Annotated in this window: 12 protein-coding genes; 4 read left to right on the top strand and 8 right to left on the bottom strand. The window is 61.3% G+C overall.

Features of this window, described 5'->3' with window-relative positions; all coding sequences use genetic code 11:
• Window positions 1-65 precede the first annotated feature (65 nt).
• The 3 genes from AB4N74_RS25305 to AB4N74_RS25315 all read right to left on the bottom strand — a co-directional run bounded on the left by AB4N74_RS25305 (window position 66) and on the right by AB4N74_RS25315 (window position 4,230).
• The gene (locus AB4N74_RS25305; protein WP_099757725.1) at window positions 66-2,414 is read right to left on the bottom strand and encodes an FdhF/YdeP family oxidoreductase; all 2,349 of its coding nucleotides are present in this window, start codon (window positions 2,412-2,414) and stop codon (window positions 66-68) included.
• Window positions 2,411-3,250: a formate dehydrogenase accessory sulfurtransferase FdhD gene (gene fdhD, locus AB4N74_RS25310; protein WP_093429996.1), complete on the bottom strand. Its 840-nt coding sequence runs from the start codon at window positions 3,248-3,250 to the stop codon at window positions 2,411-2,413. The genes AB4N74_RS25305 and fdhD overlap by 4 nt, the downstream gene beginning before the upstream one ends.
• A 92-nt stretch (window positions 3,251-3,342) precedes the next feature.
• A complete protein-coding gene (locus AB4N74_RS25315) occupies window positions 3,343-4,230 on the bottom strand; it encodes a LysR family transcriptional regulator (protein ID WP_093429997.1) in 888 nt (295 codons plus the stop codon).
• Window positions 4,231-4,367: 137 nt separating this feature from the next.
• On the opposite strand from AB4N74_RS25315, the gene lysM reads away from it, so the two are divergent.
• Window positions 4,368-4,817: a peptidoglycan-binding protein LysM gene (lysM, locus tag AB4N74_RS25320; RefSeq protein ID WP_099757726.1), complete on the top strand. Its 450-nt coding sequence runs from the start codon at window positions 4,368-4,370 to the stop codon at window positions 4,815-4,817.
• A gap of 94 nt (window positions 4,818-4,911) precedes the next feature.
• On the opposite strand, the gene yrfG is transcribed toward lysM, so the two are convergent.
• Window positions 4,912-5,574: a GMP/IMP nucleotidase gene (gene yrfG, locus AB4N74_RS25325; protein WP_460097574.1), complete on the bottom strand. Its 663-nt coding sequence runs from the start codon at window positions 5,572-5,574 to the stop codon at window positions 4,912-4,914.
• Between the two features lie 88 nt (window positions 5,575-5,662).
• Between yrfG and nudE the strand changes: the two genes are divergently transcribed.
• A complete protein-coding gene (gene nudE / locus AB4N74_RS25330) occupies window positions 5,663-6,229 on the top strand; it encodes an ADP compounds hydrolase NudE (RefSeq protein WP_320335996.1) in 567 nt (188 codons plus the stop codon).
• A gap of 11 nt (window positions 6,230-6,240) precedes the next feature.
• On the top strand, window positions 6,241-7,068 hold the full coding sequence (cysQ, locus tag AB4N74_RS25335) for a 3'(2'),5'-bisphosphate nucleotidase CysQ (protein WP_116256366.1): 828 nt from the start codon (window positions 6,241-6,243) through the stop codon (window positions 7,066-7,068).
• Between the two features lie 204 nt (window positions 7,069-7,272).
• On the opposite strand, the gene AB4N74_RS25340 is transcribed toward cysQ, so the two are convergent.
• Genes AB4N74_RS25340 through rfbC form a run of 4 tightly spaced genes read right to left on the bottom strand, consistent with a single transcriptional unit; the run spans window position 7,273 to window position 11,503 of the window.
• On the bottom strand, window positions 7,273-7,728 hold the full coding sequence (locus AB4N74_RS25340; protein WP_093430000.1) for a YiiD C-terminal domain-containing protein: 456 nt from the start codon (window positions 7,726-7,728) through the stop codon (window positions 7,273-7,275).
• Window positions 7,725-9,110 (bottom strand): sigma-54-dependent transcriptional regulator, encoded by a 1,386-nt coding sequence (locus AB4N74_RS25345; RefSeq protein WP_093430001.1) that lies wholly within the window; start codon window positions 9,108-9,110, stop codon window positions 7,725-7,727. Before AB4N74_RS25345 ends, AB4N74_RS25340 begins: the two co-directional genes overlap by 4 nt.
• Window positions 9,107-10,915: a sensor histidine kinase gene (locus AB4N74_RS25350; RefSeq protein WP_007909099.1), complete on the bottom strand. Its 1,809-nt coding sequence runs from the start codon at window positions 10,913-10,915 to the stop codon at window positions 9,107-9,109. The genes AB4N74_RS25345 and AB4N74_RS25350 overlap by 4 nt, the downstream gene beginning before the upstream one ends.
• A gap of 42 nt (window positions 10,916-10,957) precedes the next feature.
• Window positions 10,958-11,503 carry a dTDP-4-dehydrorhamnose 3,5-epimerase gene (rfbC, locus tag AB4N74_RS25355; RefSeq protein WP_034151902.1) on the bottom strand — a complete coding sequence of 182 codons (546 nt, stop codon included), beginning with the start codon at window positions 11,501-11,503 and terminating at the stop codon, window positions 10,958-10,960.
• A gap of 166 nt (window positions 11,504-11,669) precedes the next feature.
• Between rfbC and AB4N74_RS25360 the strand changes: the two genes are divergently transcribed.
• Complete coding sequence (locus AB4N74_RS25360; protein WP_460097577.1) at window positions 11,670-14,582, top strand: aminotransferase; 2,913 nt, start codon at window positions 11,670-11,672, stop codon at window positions 14,580-14,582.
• Window positions 14,583-14,820: the final 238 nt, after the last annotated feature.

Raw genomic sequence — 14,820 nt, forward strand, 5'->3', positions numbered from 1 at the left:
ACATTTGAAATGCATTCCAATGTGGGAGCGAGCTTGCTCGCGAAGAGGCCGGTTCTGACATCGCGTTACGCGGACTTGGCCATGATCAACCCAGTCTCACTCGCCGCTTCCAACCGAATCGCAATGAACTTCGACGTCGGTGTATGGCTGCCATCCCCGGTGCTTTCCAGCGGCACCAGCGGATTCACTTCCGGGTAATAAGCTGCGGCTTGCCCCGCCGGAATATCAAATGCCAGCAGTGTGAAGCCCTTTACCCGACGCTCGCGACCATCGTCCCATATCGAAACAATGTCAGCCTTCTGCCCCGGACGGAAGCCGAGGCGAATGATGTCCGCCTCATTGGCGAACAGCACATCACGCTGGCCTTTCACCCCGCGATAGCGGTCGTCGAGGCCATAAATCGTCGTGTTGTACTGATCGTGGGAGCGCATCGATTGCAGGATCAGGTCCGGTATTTGCCCGGTGGCGCGAGTGCGTTCGTGCACCAGATCTTTCGGCAACATGTTGGCGCGGAAGTTGGCCCGGCCCGACGGCGTGTTCCACTTGCGTGCGCCAGCGCTGTTGCCGAGGTAGAAACCGCCCGGGTTCTTGATCTTCTCGTTGAACGCTTTGAAGTTGGGAATGGTGTCGGCGATCAGTTCGCGGATGCGCCCGTAATCAGCCACCAGCCAGTTCCAGTCCACCGGTTTACTGCCCAATGTGGCGGCAGCGATACCGGCAATGATCGACGGCTCTGAACGCATCTGGTTCGACAGCGGCTGCAACTGACCGTTGGAAGCGTGAACCATGCTGAACGAGTCTTCCACGGTGACCGCTTGCGGGCCTTCGGTCTGGATATCGATGTCGGTACGACCGAGGCACGGCAGGATCAGCGCGTCTTTACCGTGAGCCAGGTGGCTGCGGTTGAGCTTGGTGCTGATCTGCACGGTCAGGTCGCAATTGCTCAGTGCGGCGAAGGTACGCGGGCTATCCGGCGTGGCTTGGGCGAAGTTACCGCCCAGACCGATGAAGACCTTGGCGCGACCCTCAGCCATTGCGTGGATCGCTTCAACCACGTTGTGGCCGTTGTGGCGCGGCACCTTGAACTGGAAGCGTCGCTCCAGCGAATCGAGGAACGCCACCGGCGGACGCTCGTTGATGCCCATTGTGCGGTCGCCTTGCACGTTACTGTGGCCGCGCACCGGGCACAGGCCGGCGCCCGGTTTGCCGATGTTGCCGCGCAGTAGCATCAGGTTGGCGATTTCCTGAATCGTCGGCACCGAGTGGCGATGCTGAGTGATGCCCATCGCCCAGCACATGATTACGTTCTTGCCCTTGGCGTACATACGCGCGGCTTGCTCGATTTCTACGAGGGTCAGGCCGGATTGCTCGACGATCTGTTCCCACGGCGTGTCATCGACTACGCCCAGGTACTCGAGCACGTTGGCGCTGTGGGCATTGAGGAAGTCATGATCGAACACGGCAGGTTCGCCAGCCTTCTGCGCATCGCGCTCCCACTGCAGGAGGAACTTGGCCATGCCGCGCAGCAGCGCCATGTCACCGCCGAGTGCCGGGCGGAAATAAGCGGTGTTGGTTGGCTTGTCGCCGTTGGTGAGCATTTCGATCGGGTGTTGCGGATGCTGGAAGCGTTCCAGACCACGCTCTTTCAATGGGTTGATGCACACCACTTGCGCGCCGCGTTTCACTGCCTCACGCAAGGGTTCGAGCATGCGCGGGTGGTTGGTGCCCGGGTTCTGGCCCCAGACGAAAATCGCATCGGCGTGTTCGAAGTCATCGAAGGTCACGGTGCCTTTGCCGACGCCGACGCTCTGCGCCAGGGCAACACCGCTGGCCTCGTGGCACATGTTCGAGCAGTCCGGGAAGTTGTTGGTACCGTAGGCGCGCACAAACAGTTGATACAGGTACGCCGCTTCGTTGCTGGCGCGACCCGAGGTGTAGAACTCGGCCAGATCGGGGCTCGGCAGACTTTGCAGGTGCTTGGCGATAAGCGTGTAGGCGTCGTCCCAACTGATCGGCTTGTAGCGATCGGTTTCGGCGTCATAAACCATCGGCTCGGTCAGACGGCCCTGATACTCAAGCCAGTAGTCGCTCTGCTCCAGCAAAGAAGTGACGCTGTGCTTGGCGAAAAACTTGGCGTCTACACGACGCTTGGTCGCTTCCCAGTTCACCGCTTTCGCGCCGTTCTCGCAAAACTTGACCATGCCGCTTTCCGGCGAATCGCCCCACGCGCAACCCGGGCAGTCGAAGCCGCCGTTCTGGTTGGTCTTGAGCATCATGCGCAGGTTTTTCAGGGCGTTGTCGCTGGTCAACCAGGCCTGAGCCACACTGATCAGGGCACCCCAGCCGCCGGCGGCACCTTTGTAAGGCTTGTAGCGCGGGACAGGTTTCTGGTCGGCTTGATGATGTTGGCTCACGCTTGATTCTCCATCGCGGGGCTATACACCCGCGGCGCACTTTTCTGCGGCAGGTGGATGAGATTGAGGTTATGTCGACGGGCCCACTGCACGGCAAGGCCGGTGGGTGCGGACAGGCTGACCAGGGTCTGGATGCCGGCGCGCAAAACTTTCTGGATCAATTCGAGACTGCAACGGCTGGTGACAATCGCCAGTCCGCCATCTGTGGATATCTTCTGGCGGATCAGTCCGCCGATCAGCTTGTCGAGGGCGTTGTGCCGGCCGATGTCTTCGCGCCCGAGCAACAATTCGCCGCTGGCGTTCATGAACACCGCCGCATGCACCGCGCCGCAGTGCTGACCGAGCGGTTGGAACGCACCGATGCGCTGGCGCAGACCGTCGAGCCATTCGCTCGGTGGCAGCGGCGCGCCGGGCAAGACCTTGAGATCAGGCAGTGCCTGCTCCACCGCTTCAACCCCGCACAATCCGCAACCGCTGGTGCCTGCCATTTGCCGGCGCTGTTGCTTGAGATTCCAGAACGCACGGTTGGCGATGGTCACTTGCGCATACTGCGCTGAGCCTGCGCCGGTCAGTTGCAGGTCATAGATGTCGGTGGCATCGATGATGATGCCGCTGCCGAGGCTGAAGCCGACGATGAAGTCTTCCAGGTCGGTCGGCGTCACCAGCATGACGGCCTGGCTGATACCGTTGTAGGCAATTGCCAACGCGACTTCCTCGGCGAGCGCAGTGCTGGCCGATTCCTCACGGGGTAAATCGCTGTAACTGTAGGTCTGGCTGGCGGCAGGCGCGGGCGTTTCAAGTGCAGGCGCCGCGCAGGCAGGGCGCTTGGCGTTCATGGCATCACCGACGGTTTGATCAACGTTAAGACTAGGCGCGGCAAGTTGTCGCGTCTAATCGCTAGTGTCGATCTATCGATAGAGGCCGTCGATCAAGGCGCAGTTGGCGATTTCTGATAGAGCGCGAAACAGGCCTCGGCGAGCGCCGAGCGTGGCGCCCCGCGACGCATGATCAAGCCCAGTGGCGCTAGGGTCTGGGCGTTTTCGATGGGCTGCAGACGCAGGTGGTCGGTGAGTTTTTCCAGCCCGCCGTCCAACGGCATGATCGCGCAGCAGAAACCGCCGTGTACGGCTTGTAACAATTGATGCACGGCGTCGGTTTGCAGCAACGGTTGCGGAGTCAGGCCACGGCTGTGGAAGTTGTGGTCGATGGACTGACGGAAATGCATGCCGCTGGTGAGCATGCCCAGCGGCAGTTCGATCAGCGATTCCCAGCTCAGCGGAGCTTCGCCGAAGGTAAAAGTGCGCTGGTCGTACAGCAGGCCCATGCGGGTTTCGTCGAATGCCAGTGATTCGAAACGTTCGTGATCCAGGCGGTCGAGATAAGAAACACCGATGTCGATTCGGTTGTTCGCCAGATGCTCGAGGATCTGCTCAGAACTCAGTGCCGACATTTCAAAGCGCAGATTCGGGTGGGCGCTGTGCAGGCGTTGCATCAACGGCAGTGGATCGAAACTCGACAGCGGCACCACGCCCAGCCTCAGCGTGCCGATCAGATTGCCGCGACACGCCGCCGCTTCCGCGTGCAAACCGTCATACGCCGCCATCACCGAACGTGCCCACGCCAGCACGCGCTCGCCCGGCGCGGTGAAACCTTCGAAACGCTGGCCACGGTTGACCAGCGGCAAGTCGAGTTCTTCTTCAAGACTGCGCAGGCGCATCGACAGGGTTGGCTGGGTGATGTGGCAACGCGCTGCGGCCTGGCCGAAGTGGCGGGTTTCGTCGAGGGCGATGAGGAATTTCAGCTGCTTGATGTCCATCTTCGCTCCGGGCGCTGGCAGGGTTGGGCGATTCTACCGCTTGCGCGGTGGCAGGGTCATTGGTCGGCTTGGAACCGGGTTTGTCTGTCGTGGTCTAGGCTTGGACGACTGAACCTTTATTCCATGGAGAGAACACGATGAGCCTATTCAGCTTTATCAAAGAAGCCGGTGAGAAAATCCTCGATGCACTGACGCCTGACAAGGCCGAAGCAAACGGTGAGGCGCTGACCAAGCACGTGCAGGACGCGCTGTCGGGGATTGATACCTCGAAAATTCAGGTGAAAGTCGAAGGCGAAAAAGTTATCGCCACCGGTGAAGCCGCCAGTCAGGAAGAGAAAGAAAAGATTCTCTTGGCGCTGGGCAACGTTGCAGGCGTCAGCGGTGTAGATGATCAGATCACCGTGACCGGTGCTGCGGCCACGGCGGCGAAATTTGTCACGGTCGAGAAGGGCGATACCCTCAGCGCGATTTCCAAGCGCGTTTACGGCGATGCGAACAAATACAACAAGATCTTCGAGGCCAACAAACCGCTGCTGTCTCATCCAGACAAGATCTATCCAGGGCAGACACTGCGTATTCCTGAGTAACACGTCGGAACTCCGCTCGAAGCAGGCTCGCCCCCACATGGGATCGCATTCCAAATGTGGGAGCGAGCCTGCTCGCGAACGGGGCAACTCGGTATCAAAGCCCTGCGATCAAACTGCGGTAATCCTCAACCGCCGCAAACTCAGCCGTGTCCTTCGGCCCCTTGCGACTGTCCGGCTCCTTCACCGCCAACAAATGCGCCACACCAAAATCCCGCGCACTGCGCAGAATAGGCAAGGTGTCGTCGATAAACAGACTGCGCGCCGGATCAAAGCCGATGTCCGCCTGCAAGGCATCCCAGAACTGCGGGTTCTCCTTGGGGAAACCGTAATCGTGGGAGCTGATCAACCGCTCGAAATATGGCGCCAGTTCGATTCGCTCCAGCTTCAGCGACAACGAATCGCGGTGCGCGTTGGTGATCATGATCACCCGTTTGCCCGCGCGTTTGATTGCCGCCAGAAACGTATCGGCATCCGGCCGCAGGGCAATCAGGTGCGCGGTTTCCTGTTTCAACTCACGCACCGACAACTTCAGCTCGGCACTCCAGAAATCCAGGCAGTACCACTGCAACTGGCCGGCATGGCGTTCGAACAACGGCTGCAACTCCATCTCGGCCATGGCCCGGCTGACCCCGTGCAGTTCGGCGTAACGCTGGGGCAGGTGTTCCAGCCAGAAGTGATTGTCGAAGTGCAGATCCAGCAGCGTGCCGTCCATGTCGAGCAGAACGGTATCGATGTCGGACCACGGTAATGAAGGCATGGCAACGTCTCGAACGGTAGAAAGATATCCGACATAAACAATCGGGAAAGCCGCGTTATAGTAGCGCGTTCACGCCAAGGAGCTTTGCATGCGCCAGAAACCCACCGTACTTGCCCGCGAGATCGTCGCCACCAGTCGCCTGTTTTGCGTCGAAGAACTCAAGCTGCGCTTTTCCAACGGCGTGGAACGCACTTACGAACGTCTGGTTGGTAAAGGTGCGGGCTACGGCGCGGTGATGATCGTGGCGATGCTGGATGCCGAGCACGCGGTATTGGTCGAAGAGTACTGCGGCGGCACTGATGAATATGAATTGTCCTTGCCCAAAGGTCTGATCGAACCGGGCGAGGATGTGTTGGCGGCAGCCGAACGTGAGCTCAAGGAAGAGGCTGGTTTTGGTGCGCGGCAACTGGAGCATCTGACCGAGCTGTCGCTGTCGCCCGGTTACATGAGCCAGAAGATACAGGTGGTTCTGGCGACTGATTTGTACGAGGAGCGTCTCGAAGGCGACGAGCCTGAGCCGATGCGTGTCGACAAAGTGAACCTGCGCGAACTGTCGTCGCTGGCGCTCAATCCTCAGTTTTCCGAAGGCCGTGCATTGGCTGCACTGTATCTGACCCGCGATCTGCTGACCGAGCGCGGGTTCTTTCCAACATGAGTGAGATATCGATGAATTTCCCCCACCCGTTGATGGCGCCGGTCGTAGAGCTGGCCTTGCAGGCCGGCGAGGCGATTTTGCCGTTCTGGCGCGCCGGGGTTGAGGTCACGGCCAAGTCCGATGACTCGCCCGTGACGGCGGCCGATCTGGCCGCGCATCACCTGATCCTCGCCGGGCTGACGGCGCTGGACCCGAGCATTCCAGTGTTGTCGGAAGAAGACGCCAACATCCCTCAGAGCGTGCGCGCCGGCTGGCAGCGCTGGTGGTTGGTCGACCCGTTGGACGGCACCAAGGAATTTATCAGCGGCAGCGAAGAGTTCACCGTGAACATCGCGCTGATCGAAAACGGTCGCGTGGTGTTTGGTGTGGTGTCGATGCCGACCAATGGTCGTTTCTACGTCGGCGGTGCCGGGCTTGGCGCTTGGCGTTGTGACAAGGGCGGCACGCCGGTTGCGATTCAGGTGCGCGATGTACCGGGGCCGGGCGAGGCGTTCACCGTGGTCGCCAGCCGTCGCCATTCGAGTCCCGAGCAGGAACGTTTGCTCGCCGGGTTGAGTGCGAGTCTGGGCGAGTTGCAACTGGCCAATATTGGCAGCTCGCTGAAATTCTGCCTGTTGGCTGAAGGCGCGGCGGATTGCTATCCGCGACTGGCGCCGACTTCGCAGTGGGACACGGCGGCGGCTCAAGGTGTGCTGGAAGGTGCGGGCGGTGAGGTGCTGGATCTGCGCGGGGAGGCGTTCTGTTATCCGGCGCGGGAATCGCTACTCAATGAGTTCTTTTTGGCATTGCCGGCCAAGGCGGCCTGGCGCTCCAGATTGTTGGAGTTGGCTCGCGGTTAAGTGGGCTGATCCGAAATCCCCCTCACCCCAGCCCTCTCCCCCAGGAGAGGGAGCCGACCGCGGGATATTTGAGAGTAGCGCCGACCTGGTCGAGTTTTGCTGAATCCATAATCGCTTCGATCTTTCAGGTCGATCTATATCGCAAGACGCCTCACCCTAACCCTCTCCCTTTGGGAGAGGGTTAGGGTGAGGGGCTTTTGATTGTCAGCGATGCAAAACGTACTGCCCGGTAAATGTCACGGCGTCTTCTTCGCTACCCTGATTGACGATCCGCGTATTCAACGTCAACCGCGCCCGCCCATAACGCCGATACATCGCCAGAAACCTCTTCCACTCCTTCGCATCAGGCGCCGGGCAAATCGCCGTAGCGTCCCCGGTCACCGGAAGCGGATAACTGATCTGCCCTTCCTGAATAACAATGTGCCCGTCGGTGATTCCTTCCTCTTTCAGGCGCAAATGCAACCAGCCCCACCCGGCCAGCACCGCGCCGCAGTAGAGGCTGCCACCGAACATCGTGCTCTTGTGGTTGACGTTCGGCTCGAGTGGCAGATGCAGGCTCAGTTGCTGTTCATGCCAGTCGAGCACCTTAAGGCCCATGTCTCGGGTCAGCGGGATGTCGTGATGCAAAACCGACTGAAGATAGGCGCTGTGGCTGATCATTCGTTCTCGTCCCCATGGCTGCTGTCGCCAAAGTTGAGGCCATGCTTGCGCAACTTGTCATGCAGGGTCTTGCGCGGAATGCCCAAGGCTTCGGCGAGGCTGCGCACCGAACTGTGGGAGCGCGCCAGTTCAGCAGCGATCAGCGATTTCTCGAAATTTTCCACCTGCTCGCTGAGGCCCCCATTGATGACTTCGACCGTGGTACTGCCACCGCCCTCGGCGTCAGCGTTATCCAGCGCCAATTCCAGGCCGAGGGCGAAACGTTCGGCGGCATTCTGCAGTTCGCGTACGTTGCCCGGCCAGGTGTGGCGCAGCAGTAAGGCGCGTTGCGCCGGTTGCAGTTCATGGGGCGGCAAACCGTGGCGGGCGCTGGCTTCATCGGCGTAATGCTGGAACAGCACCAGCGCATCTTCACCGCGCTCACGCAGTGGCGGAATGCGCAGTGGCGCGACGTTGAGGCGGTAATACAAGTCGGCGCGGAAGCGGCCCTGGTCAGCGGCCTGACGCAAGTCTTCCTTGGTCGCGGCGATGACGCGGATGTCCAGCGGGATCAGTTGATTGCCACCCAGACGCTCGACCACGCGCTCTTGCAGCATGCGCAGCAACTTCACCTGCACATCCATGCTCATGCTCTCGATTTCATCGAGAAACAAAGTGCCGCCATTGGCGAATTCGAATTTGCCGATCCGCCGTTTTTGCGCGCCGGTGAACGCGCCGGGTTCGTGGCCGAACAGTTCGCTTTCCACTACCGACTCGGCCAGTGCGCCAGCGTTGATCGCCACGAACGGGCCGTTTCGGCGGCTGGATAAATCGTGCAAGGCGCGGGCAACCACTTCTTTACCGGCGCCGGTTTCGCCGAGGATCAGCACGTCAGCCTTGGTCGCTGCCAGCGCGCCGATCTGCTCGCGCAGGCGCAGCATTGGGGGCGAATGGCCGACCAGCCGCGCGCTCAGCTCATTGCGATCGCTGAGGGCCAGGCGCAGGCTACGGTTGTCCAGCACCAGGCGGCGCAAGGCCAGGGCGCGGCGCACGCTGTCGAGCAGCGCATCGCTGGCGAAAGGTTTTTCGAGAAAGTCATAAGCGCCGGCACGCATGGCTTGCACCGCCAGCGGCACATCGCCGTGGCCGGTGATCAGCAATACCGGTAGTTCGGGATCCTGCGCGTGCAGTTCGCTGAGCAATTCGAGACCGTCCATGCCCGGCATGCGGATATCGCTGACCACCACACCCGGCCAGTCACGCTCAAGCTGTGCGGCCAGGCCTTTGGCTTCGGACAGCGGCAGAATTTTCAGGCCGGCCAGGTCCAGGGTCTGGCCGAGGGCCTGACGCAGGTGCGGATCGTCGTCGATCAACACCACCTGAATGCGATTGTCGATGGTCATGCACTTCGATCCTCGGACGGTTGCAGGCTGACCCCGGGCGCACCGGCGCGCAGCCGCAGGGTAATCAAGGCGCCACCTTGCTTGTGGTTGGCGAACGACAGTTCACCGCCGAAGGCGCGCATCAGCGTTTCACAAATGGCCAGCCCCAGGCCAAGGCCTTGAGTGCGGGTCTTGGTGGTGTAAAAGGGCTCGCTGGCGCGGCCGAGGGCTTCCATGCAAAAACCCGGGCCGTTGTCGCGAATGTACAGATTGACGCCTTCGGCGGTGGATTCGGCACTCAGCCAGAGTTTGCGCGGCGGGCCTTTCTCGGTGAGGGCGTCGAGGGCGTTGGCCAGCAGATTGCCGAGCACTTGGCGCAATCGGGTTTCCCCGGCCTCGACCCACAGAGTCGCGGCTGGCAGATCGCGGATCAGTTCGACTTCCATGCTGCGACGCCGTTTGGCCAGCAGCGCCAAGGCATCGTCGAGCGCCGGTTGCAGGGCAACGCTTTCCGGCGCGTGGCGATCGCGGCGGGCAAAGGCGCGCAGGTGGGCGATGATCGAGGCCATGCGCCCGGTCAGTTCGCTGATCAGTTTGAGGTTGCCGCGCGCATCGTCGGTGCGCTGATGATCGAGCAGCACTTCGGCGTTTTCCGCGTAGCTGCGGATCGCTGCCAACGGCTGATTGAGTTCGTGGCTGATGCTCGCGGACATCGTCCCCAGCGCCGACAGCTTGCCGGCCTGGACCAGATCGTCCTGGGCACGCACCAGTTCCTGTTGGGCTTGTTCACGCTCCAGCACTTCCTCCTTCAAGCGCCGGTTGAGGCCTTCGAGGTCGCTGGTACGTTCCGCCACGCGGCCTTCCAGTTCACGGCGTGCCTTGGCCTCGAACGCGATGCGCTCCAGATAATGGCGGCGGCGCTGCATCATCAGACCGAGCAACAACATCAGCACCAGCAGCGTGGCGCCGCCGATGGCGACCACGGTGCGCACCGGACGGTCGATCAGCGTGCGTGGGGCAAGGATGCTGACGCTCCAGCCGGTTTCGGCGATGTCGTGAGTCTGGATCAGCCACGCAGTCGGGCTGAGGTTCAGGGGGCGCGGCTCGCGGGTCGGGTAAGGCTGGATGGCGGTGATCGCCGAGCGTTCGCTGTCGCTCAAGTTACGGGTCGAACGGAAGCGCCATTCCGGGCGCGAGGTGAGGATGACCACGCCGTTGTGGTCGGTCACCAGCAGTTGTTCCGGGGTTTTGCCCCAGAGGCTTTCGGTGTGGTCGAGGTCAACCTTGATCACCAGCACGCCGATGATTTTTTCGCCGTTGCGCACGGCGGCAGCGAAGAAGTAGCCGCGTTTGGCCGAGGTCGTGCCGAGACCGAAAAAGCGTCCGAGGCGTCCGGCCATGGCTTCACTGAAGTACGGACGGAACGAGAAATTGCGGCCGACGAAACTGTCGTGTTTGTCCCAGTTCGACGCCGCCAGCGTCTGCCCGCTGGTGTCCATCAGGTACATGACTTCGGCACCGGTCTGTGCAGCGATGTTCTTCAGCAGGCGATTGGCGTTGCCTTGGGTGACGCCGTCGTCCGGTGCGCCGAGGACCGCACGCAGGGCAGGCAGGTCGCCGAGAATTTGCGGCAACACTTCATAGCGGTGCAGGGTGCCCAGCAGGTTGGCGACGTACAGGTCTAGGGTCTGCCGGTTCTGCCCGGCCAGTTCGCTGCGGTAATAGCGCTCGGCGAGATGTTCCAGCGGCCACAGCAGCGGCGCCAGACACAGGGCCAGCAGAGCGAGGCTGCGCCAGCGGGGTCTGCGGGGGAGGGTTGGTTTCATGAGCCGGATGCGCCTGAGATGTCAGGCGCATTATGCCTAGGCTCAGGCGAAGACGTCAGCGTCCTTGAGCAGGGCTGCAGCCTGATCCTTGGCGGACAGCTTCGGCGCTTCGTCCAGCTGCCAGTCGATGCCCAGCGCGGGATCATCCCAGCGAATGCTGCGCTCGGACGATGGATCGTAATAGTTGGTGGTCTTGTAGAGGAATTCAGCGAACTCGCTCAGCACCACGAAACCATGGGCAAAACCTTCCGGCACCCACAGTTGACGATGGTTTTCAGCCGACAGACGCACCGCCACCGATTTGCCGAAGTGCGGCGAGCTGCGCCGAATATCCACGGCCACATCCAGCACTTCACCGACGGTCACACGGACCAGTTTGCCCTGGGTGTTTTGCAACTGGTAATGCAGGCCACGCAACACGCCTTTTTGCGAGCGCGAGTGGTTGTCCTGAACGAATTGCGTGTCCAGACCGGTAGCGTCCTGGAACGCCTTGGCATTGAAACTCTCGTAGAAAAAGCCGCGCTCGTCACCGAACACCTTCGGTTCGATGATCAGGACACCGGGCAGGTCGGTGGTGATTACATTCATGGGGAGTTCCATAGGCAGGTGTGAATGGTCGACATTCTTGCGCAAAGTGCCTGAGGGTGCGAGTGCTGCAAGACAAATAGCCCGTATACCTTTGCGCGGTTGGGGGTTGCGGATCCCGTCCAGCAATGGCGATATAGGCGCCTAATAAAATTACAGGGGTCTTTTCATGCCGCTCGCCACGTTGATTCATCGCGCCAGTTTGCCCAGCCCGCAGGTTTCTGCCGAGCAGGCCCGGCAATGGCTGGCGGAGCATTACGGGCTCAGCGGCACGTTGCAGGCTCTTGGCAGTCAGCAGGATCTCAATTACCGCGTCGACAGCCCGCGTGGGCGGTTCGTGCTGAAAATCTGCCGTGGCGATTACGCCCTGGTGGAGCTGCAAGCCCAGCATGCCGGGCTCAAGTATCTGGCCGAGCACTCGGCGGTGACGGTGCCGCGGTTGATCGCGGCCAATAACGGCGAGGATCTGCTGTCGCTCGAGGTCGGCGGCGAAGCCGTCCATGTGCGGCTGCTGGATTACATTGAGGGCCAGCCGCTCACGCATCTCGAACACTTGGGGCGCGACGTGGTGGCGGGGTTTGGCCGGCTCTGCGGTGAGATGGATCTGGCGCTGGCCGGGTTCGATCACCCGGGCCTGGAGCGCACGTTGCAGTGGGATGCCCGTCACGCCAGTGCCCTGATCAGCCATCTGCTGCCGGTGATCAAGGATGAGCAGCAACGCATATTGATTGCCGATGCGGCCGAACAAGCCGAGCGCCGCTTGCAGCCGTTGCAGGGCAAGCTGCCGGTGCAGGCGATCCACATGGACATCACCGACGACAACGCCGTCTGGGCGCGCGATGCCTTGCGTCACTGGCAGTTGCAGGGCGTGATCGACTTTGGCGATCTGGTGCGCACCTGGCGCATCACCGATCTGTCGGTGACCTGTGCGGCGTTGCTGCATCACGCCGGTGGCGATCCGTTTGTCATCTTGCCGGCGGTGCAGGCCTACCACGCGGTCAACCCGCTGCAACATGAAGAGCTGCAGGCGCTGTGGCCATTGATCGTCGCGCGTGCGGCGGTGTTGGTACTCAGTGGCGAGCAACAGGTCAGCATCGACCCCGCGAATACCTACAGCCGTGACAACCTAAGCCATGAGTGGGAAATCTTCCGCGTAGCGACATCGGTGCCACAGGCACTGATGGAAGCGGCGATCCTCACTGCCGTCGGTCACGCATTGCCGGTGATCGATAGCGAAGGTTTTGCGCCCTTGCTGCCCGGTCTGGTCGGACGTGAATTTGCCCTGATCGATCTCGGTGTCCTCAGCCCGCATTTCGAGGCCGGCAACTGGGAGCAGGCCGGCATCGATCAGCACCTGTTGAACGAAGCGGCGGCGGCCCATGGTTTGGCGGCAAGCCGTTATGGTCAGTACCGTTTGTCGCGCACCCGTCCCGACAGCGCCGTTGAACCGGATACCTTCCCGCTGCACGTGGAATTGCGCGTGCCCGATGGTACCGCCGTGGAAGCGCCGTTCGCTGGCGTCGTGCATCAGCCAGCAGACGGTGTGCTGCAACTGGATGGCCCGCAACTCAGCGTGCGCTTGTGGGGCGTGACACCTTCGCTGCACAGCGGCGCGGCGCTGGTCAAAGGTCAGGTGCTGGGCGCAGTCAGCGGCCCATTACGGGTGCAGTTGTGCCGGGGCGCGCAGATCAATGCGCCGTTGTTTTGCACCCCGGCGCATGCAGCAGCGTGGCAGGCCCTGTGCCCGTCGCCAGCGGCGTTGTTAGGACTGGCCTGCGATGCCGAGCCGGAACTGGACGCAAAAACCCTGCTCGAACGCCGCGATGCCAGTTTCGCCCGCACGCAGAAACACTACTACGTTGATCCGCCGCGCATTGAACGCGGCTGGCGTAATCACCTGATCGACATGCAGGGCCGCTCCTACCTCGACATGCTCAACAACGTTGCCGTGCTCGGTCACGGCCACCCGCGCATGGCGGCAGTCGCGGCGCGGCAGTGGTCGCTGCTCAACACCAACTCGCGATTCAACTATGCGGCGGTGGCGGAGTTTTCCGAGCGCTTGCTGAAATTGGCGCCGGAAGGCATGGACCGGGTGTTTCTGGTCAACAGCGGCAGCGAGGCCAATGACCTGGCGATTCGTCTGGCGTGGGCCTACAGCGGCGGGCGCGACATGATCAGCGTGCTTGAGGCCTATCACGGCTGGACGGTCGGCGCCGATGCGGTATCGACGTCAATCGCTGACAACCCGAAAGCCCTGGAAAGCCGCCCGGACTGGGTGCATCCGGTGCCTGCGCCAAACACTTATCGCGGTGAATTCCGTGGTCTCGATTCTGCGCCGGATTACGTGCGCAGTGTTGAGCATCACCTGGCAAAACTTGCCGAACAGAAGCGCCAACTGGCCGGGTTTATCTGCGAGCCGGTGTATGGCAATGCCGGCGGTATCTCGCTGCCGCCGGGATATCTCCAGCAGGTATACGCGCTGGTACGCGCGCAGGGCGGCGTGTGCATCGCCGACGAAGTGCAGGTCGGTTACGGGCGCATGGGCCACTTCTTCTGGGGCTTTGAAGAGCAGGGTGTGGTGCCGGACATCATCTGCATGGCCAAGGGCATGGGCAACGGTCAACCGCTGGGCGCGGTGATCACGCGACGGGAAATTGCCGAGGCGCTGGAGGCCGAGGGCTATTTCTTCTCGTCGGCGGGCGGCAGTCCGGTCAGTTGTCAGATCGGCATGGCGGTGCTCGATGTCATGGCAGAAGAAAAGCTCTGGGAGAACGCGCAGGTGGTCGGTGGCCACTTCAAGGCGCGGCTCGAAGCGTTGATCGATAAACATCCGTTGGTGGGCGCGGTGCACGGTTCCGGGTTCTATCTCGGGCTTGAGCTGATCCGCAATCGCGAGACGCTGGAAGCGGCGACCGAGGAGACGGCGTTACTGTGCGATCGCTTGCGTGAACTGGGGATTTTCATGCAGCCGACCGGGGATGATCTGAACATTCTGAAGATCAAACCGCCGATGGTGACGTCGCGTCAGAGTGTGGATTTCTTTGTCGATATGCTTGATCAAGTCCTAACCGAGGGCCTGTAAAACGCAGCCAATCCCCTGTGGGAGCGAGCTTGCTCGCGAAAGCGGTGTGTCAGTCACCTTATTCAGTTCCTGACACACCGTATTCGCGAGCAAGCTCGCTCCCACATTTTCTTGGGTTGTTAGTTCGATTTGTATCGGCTTTTATCGGGATTATTTAGACGAAATGCATTTTTCAAGCTTCTAAAGCCGATATTTATCGGCTATAAAGTCGCCATTGCTCCGGCATGGCGATCTCATG

Source organism: Pseudomonas sp. H3_C08 (assembly GCF_054669455.1).

What these genes read in the sequence shown, in the direction of transcription:
- fdhD (WP_093429996.1), bottom strand. Translation starts at nt 3,250, where the DNA reads ATGAACGCCAAGCGCCCTGCCTGCGCGGCGCCTGCACTTGAAACGCCC.
- AB4N74_RS25315 (WP_093429997.1), bottom strand. Translation starts at nt 4,230, where the DNA reads ATGGACATCAAGCAGCTGAAATTCCTCATCGCCCTCGACGAAACCCGC.
- lysM (WP_099757726.1), top strand. Translation starts at nt 4,368, where the DNA reads ATGAGCCTATTCAGCTTTATCAAAGAAGCCGGTGAGAAAATCCTCGAT.
- yrfG (WP_460097574.1), bottom strand. Translation starts at nt 5,574, where the DNA reads ATGCCTTCATTACCGTGGTCCGACATCGATACCGTTCTGCTCGACATG.
- nudE (WP_320335996.1), top strand. Translation starts at nt 5,663, where the DNA reads ATGCGCCAGAAACCCACCGTACTTGCCCGCGAGATCGTCGCCACCAGT.
- cysQ (WP_116256366.1), top strand. Translation starts at nt 6,241, where the DNA reads ATGAATTTCCCCCACCCGTTGATGGCGCCGGTCGTAGAGCTGGCCTTG.
- AB4N74_RS25340 (WP_093430000.1), bottom strand. Translation starts at nt 7,728, where the DNA reads ATGATCAGCCACAGCGCCTATCTTCAGTCGGTTTTGCATCACGACATC.
- AB4N74_RS25345 (WP_093430001.1), bottom strand. Translation starts at nt 9,110, where the DNA reads ATGACCATCGACAATCGCATTCAGGTGGTGTTGATCGACGACGATCCG.
- AB4N74_RS25350 (WP_007909099.1), bottom strand. Translation starts at nt 10,915, where the DNA reads ATGAAACCAACCCTCCCCCGCAGACCCCGCTGGCGCAGCCTCGCTCTG.
- rfbC (WP_034151902.1), bottom strand. Translation starts at nt 11,503, where the DNA reads ATGAATGTAATCACCACCGACCTGCCCGGTGTCCTGATCATCGAACCG.
- AB4N74_RS25360 (WP_460097577.1), top strand. Translation starts at nt 11,670, where the DNA reads ATGCCGCTCGCCACGTTGATTCATCGCGCCAGTTTGCCCAGCCCGCAG.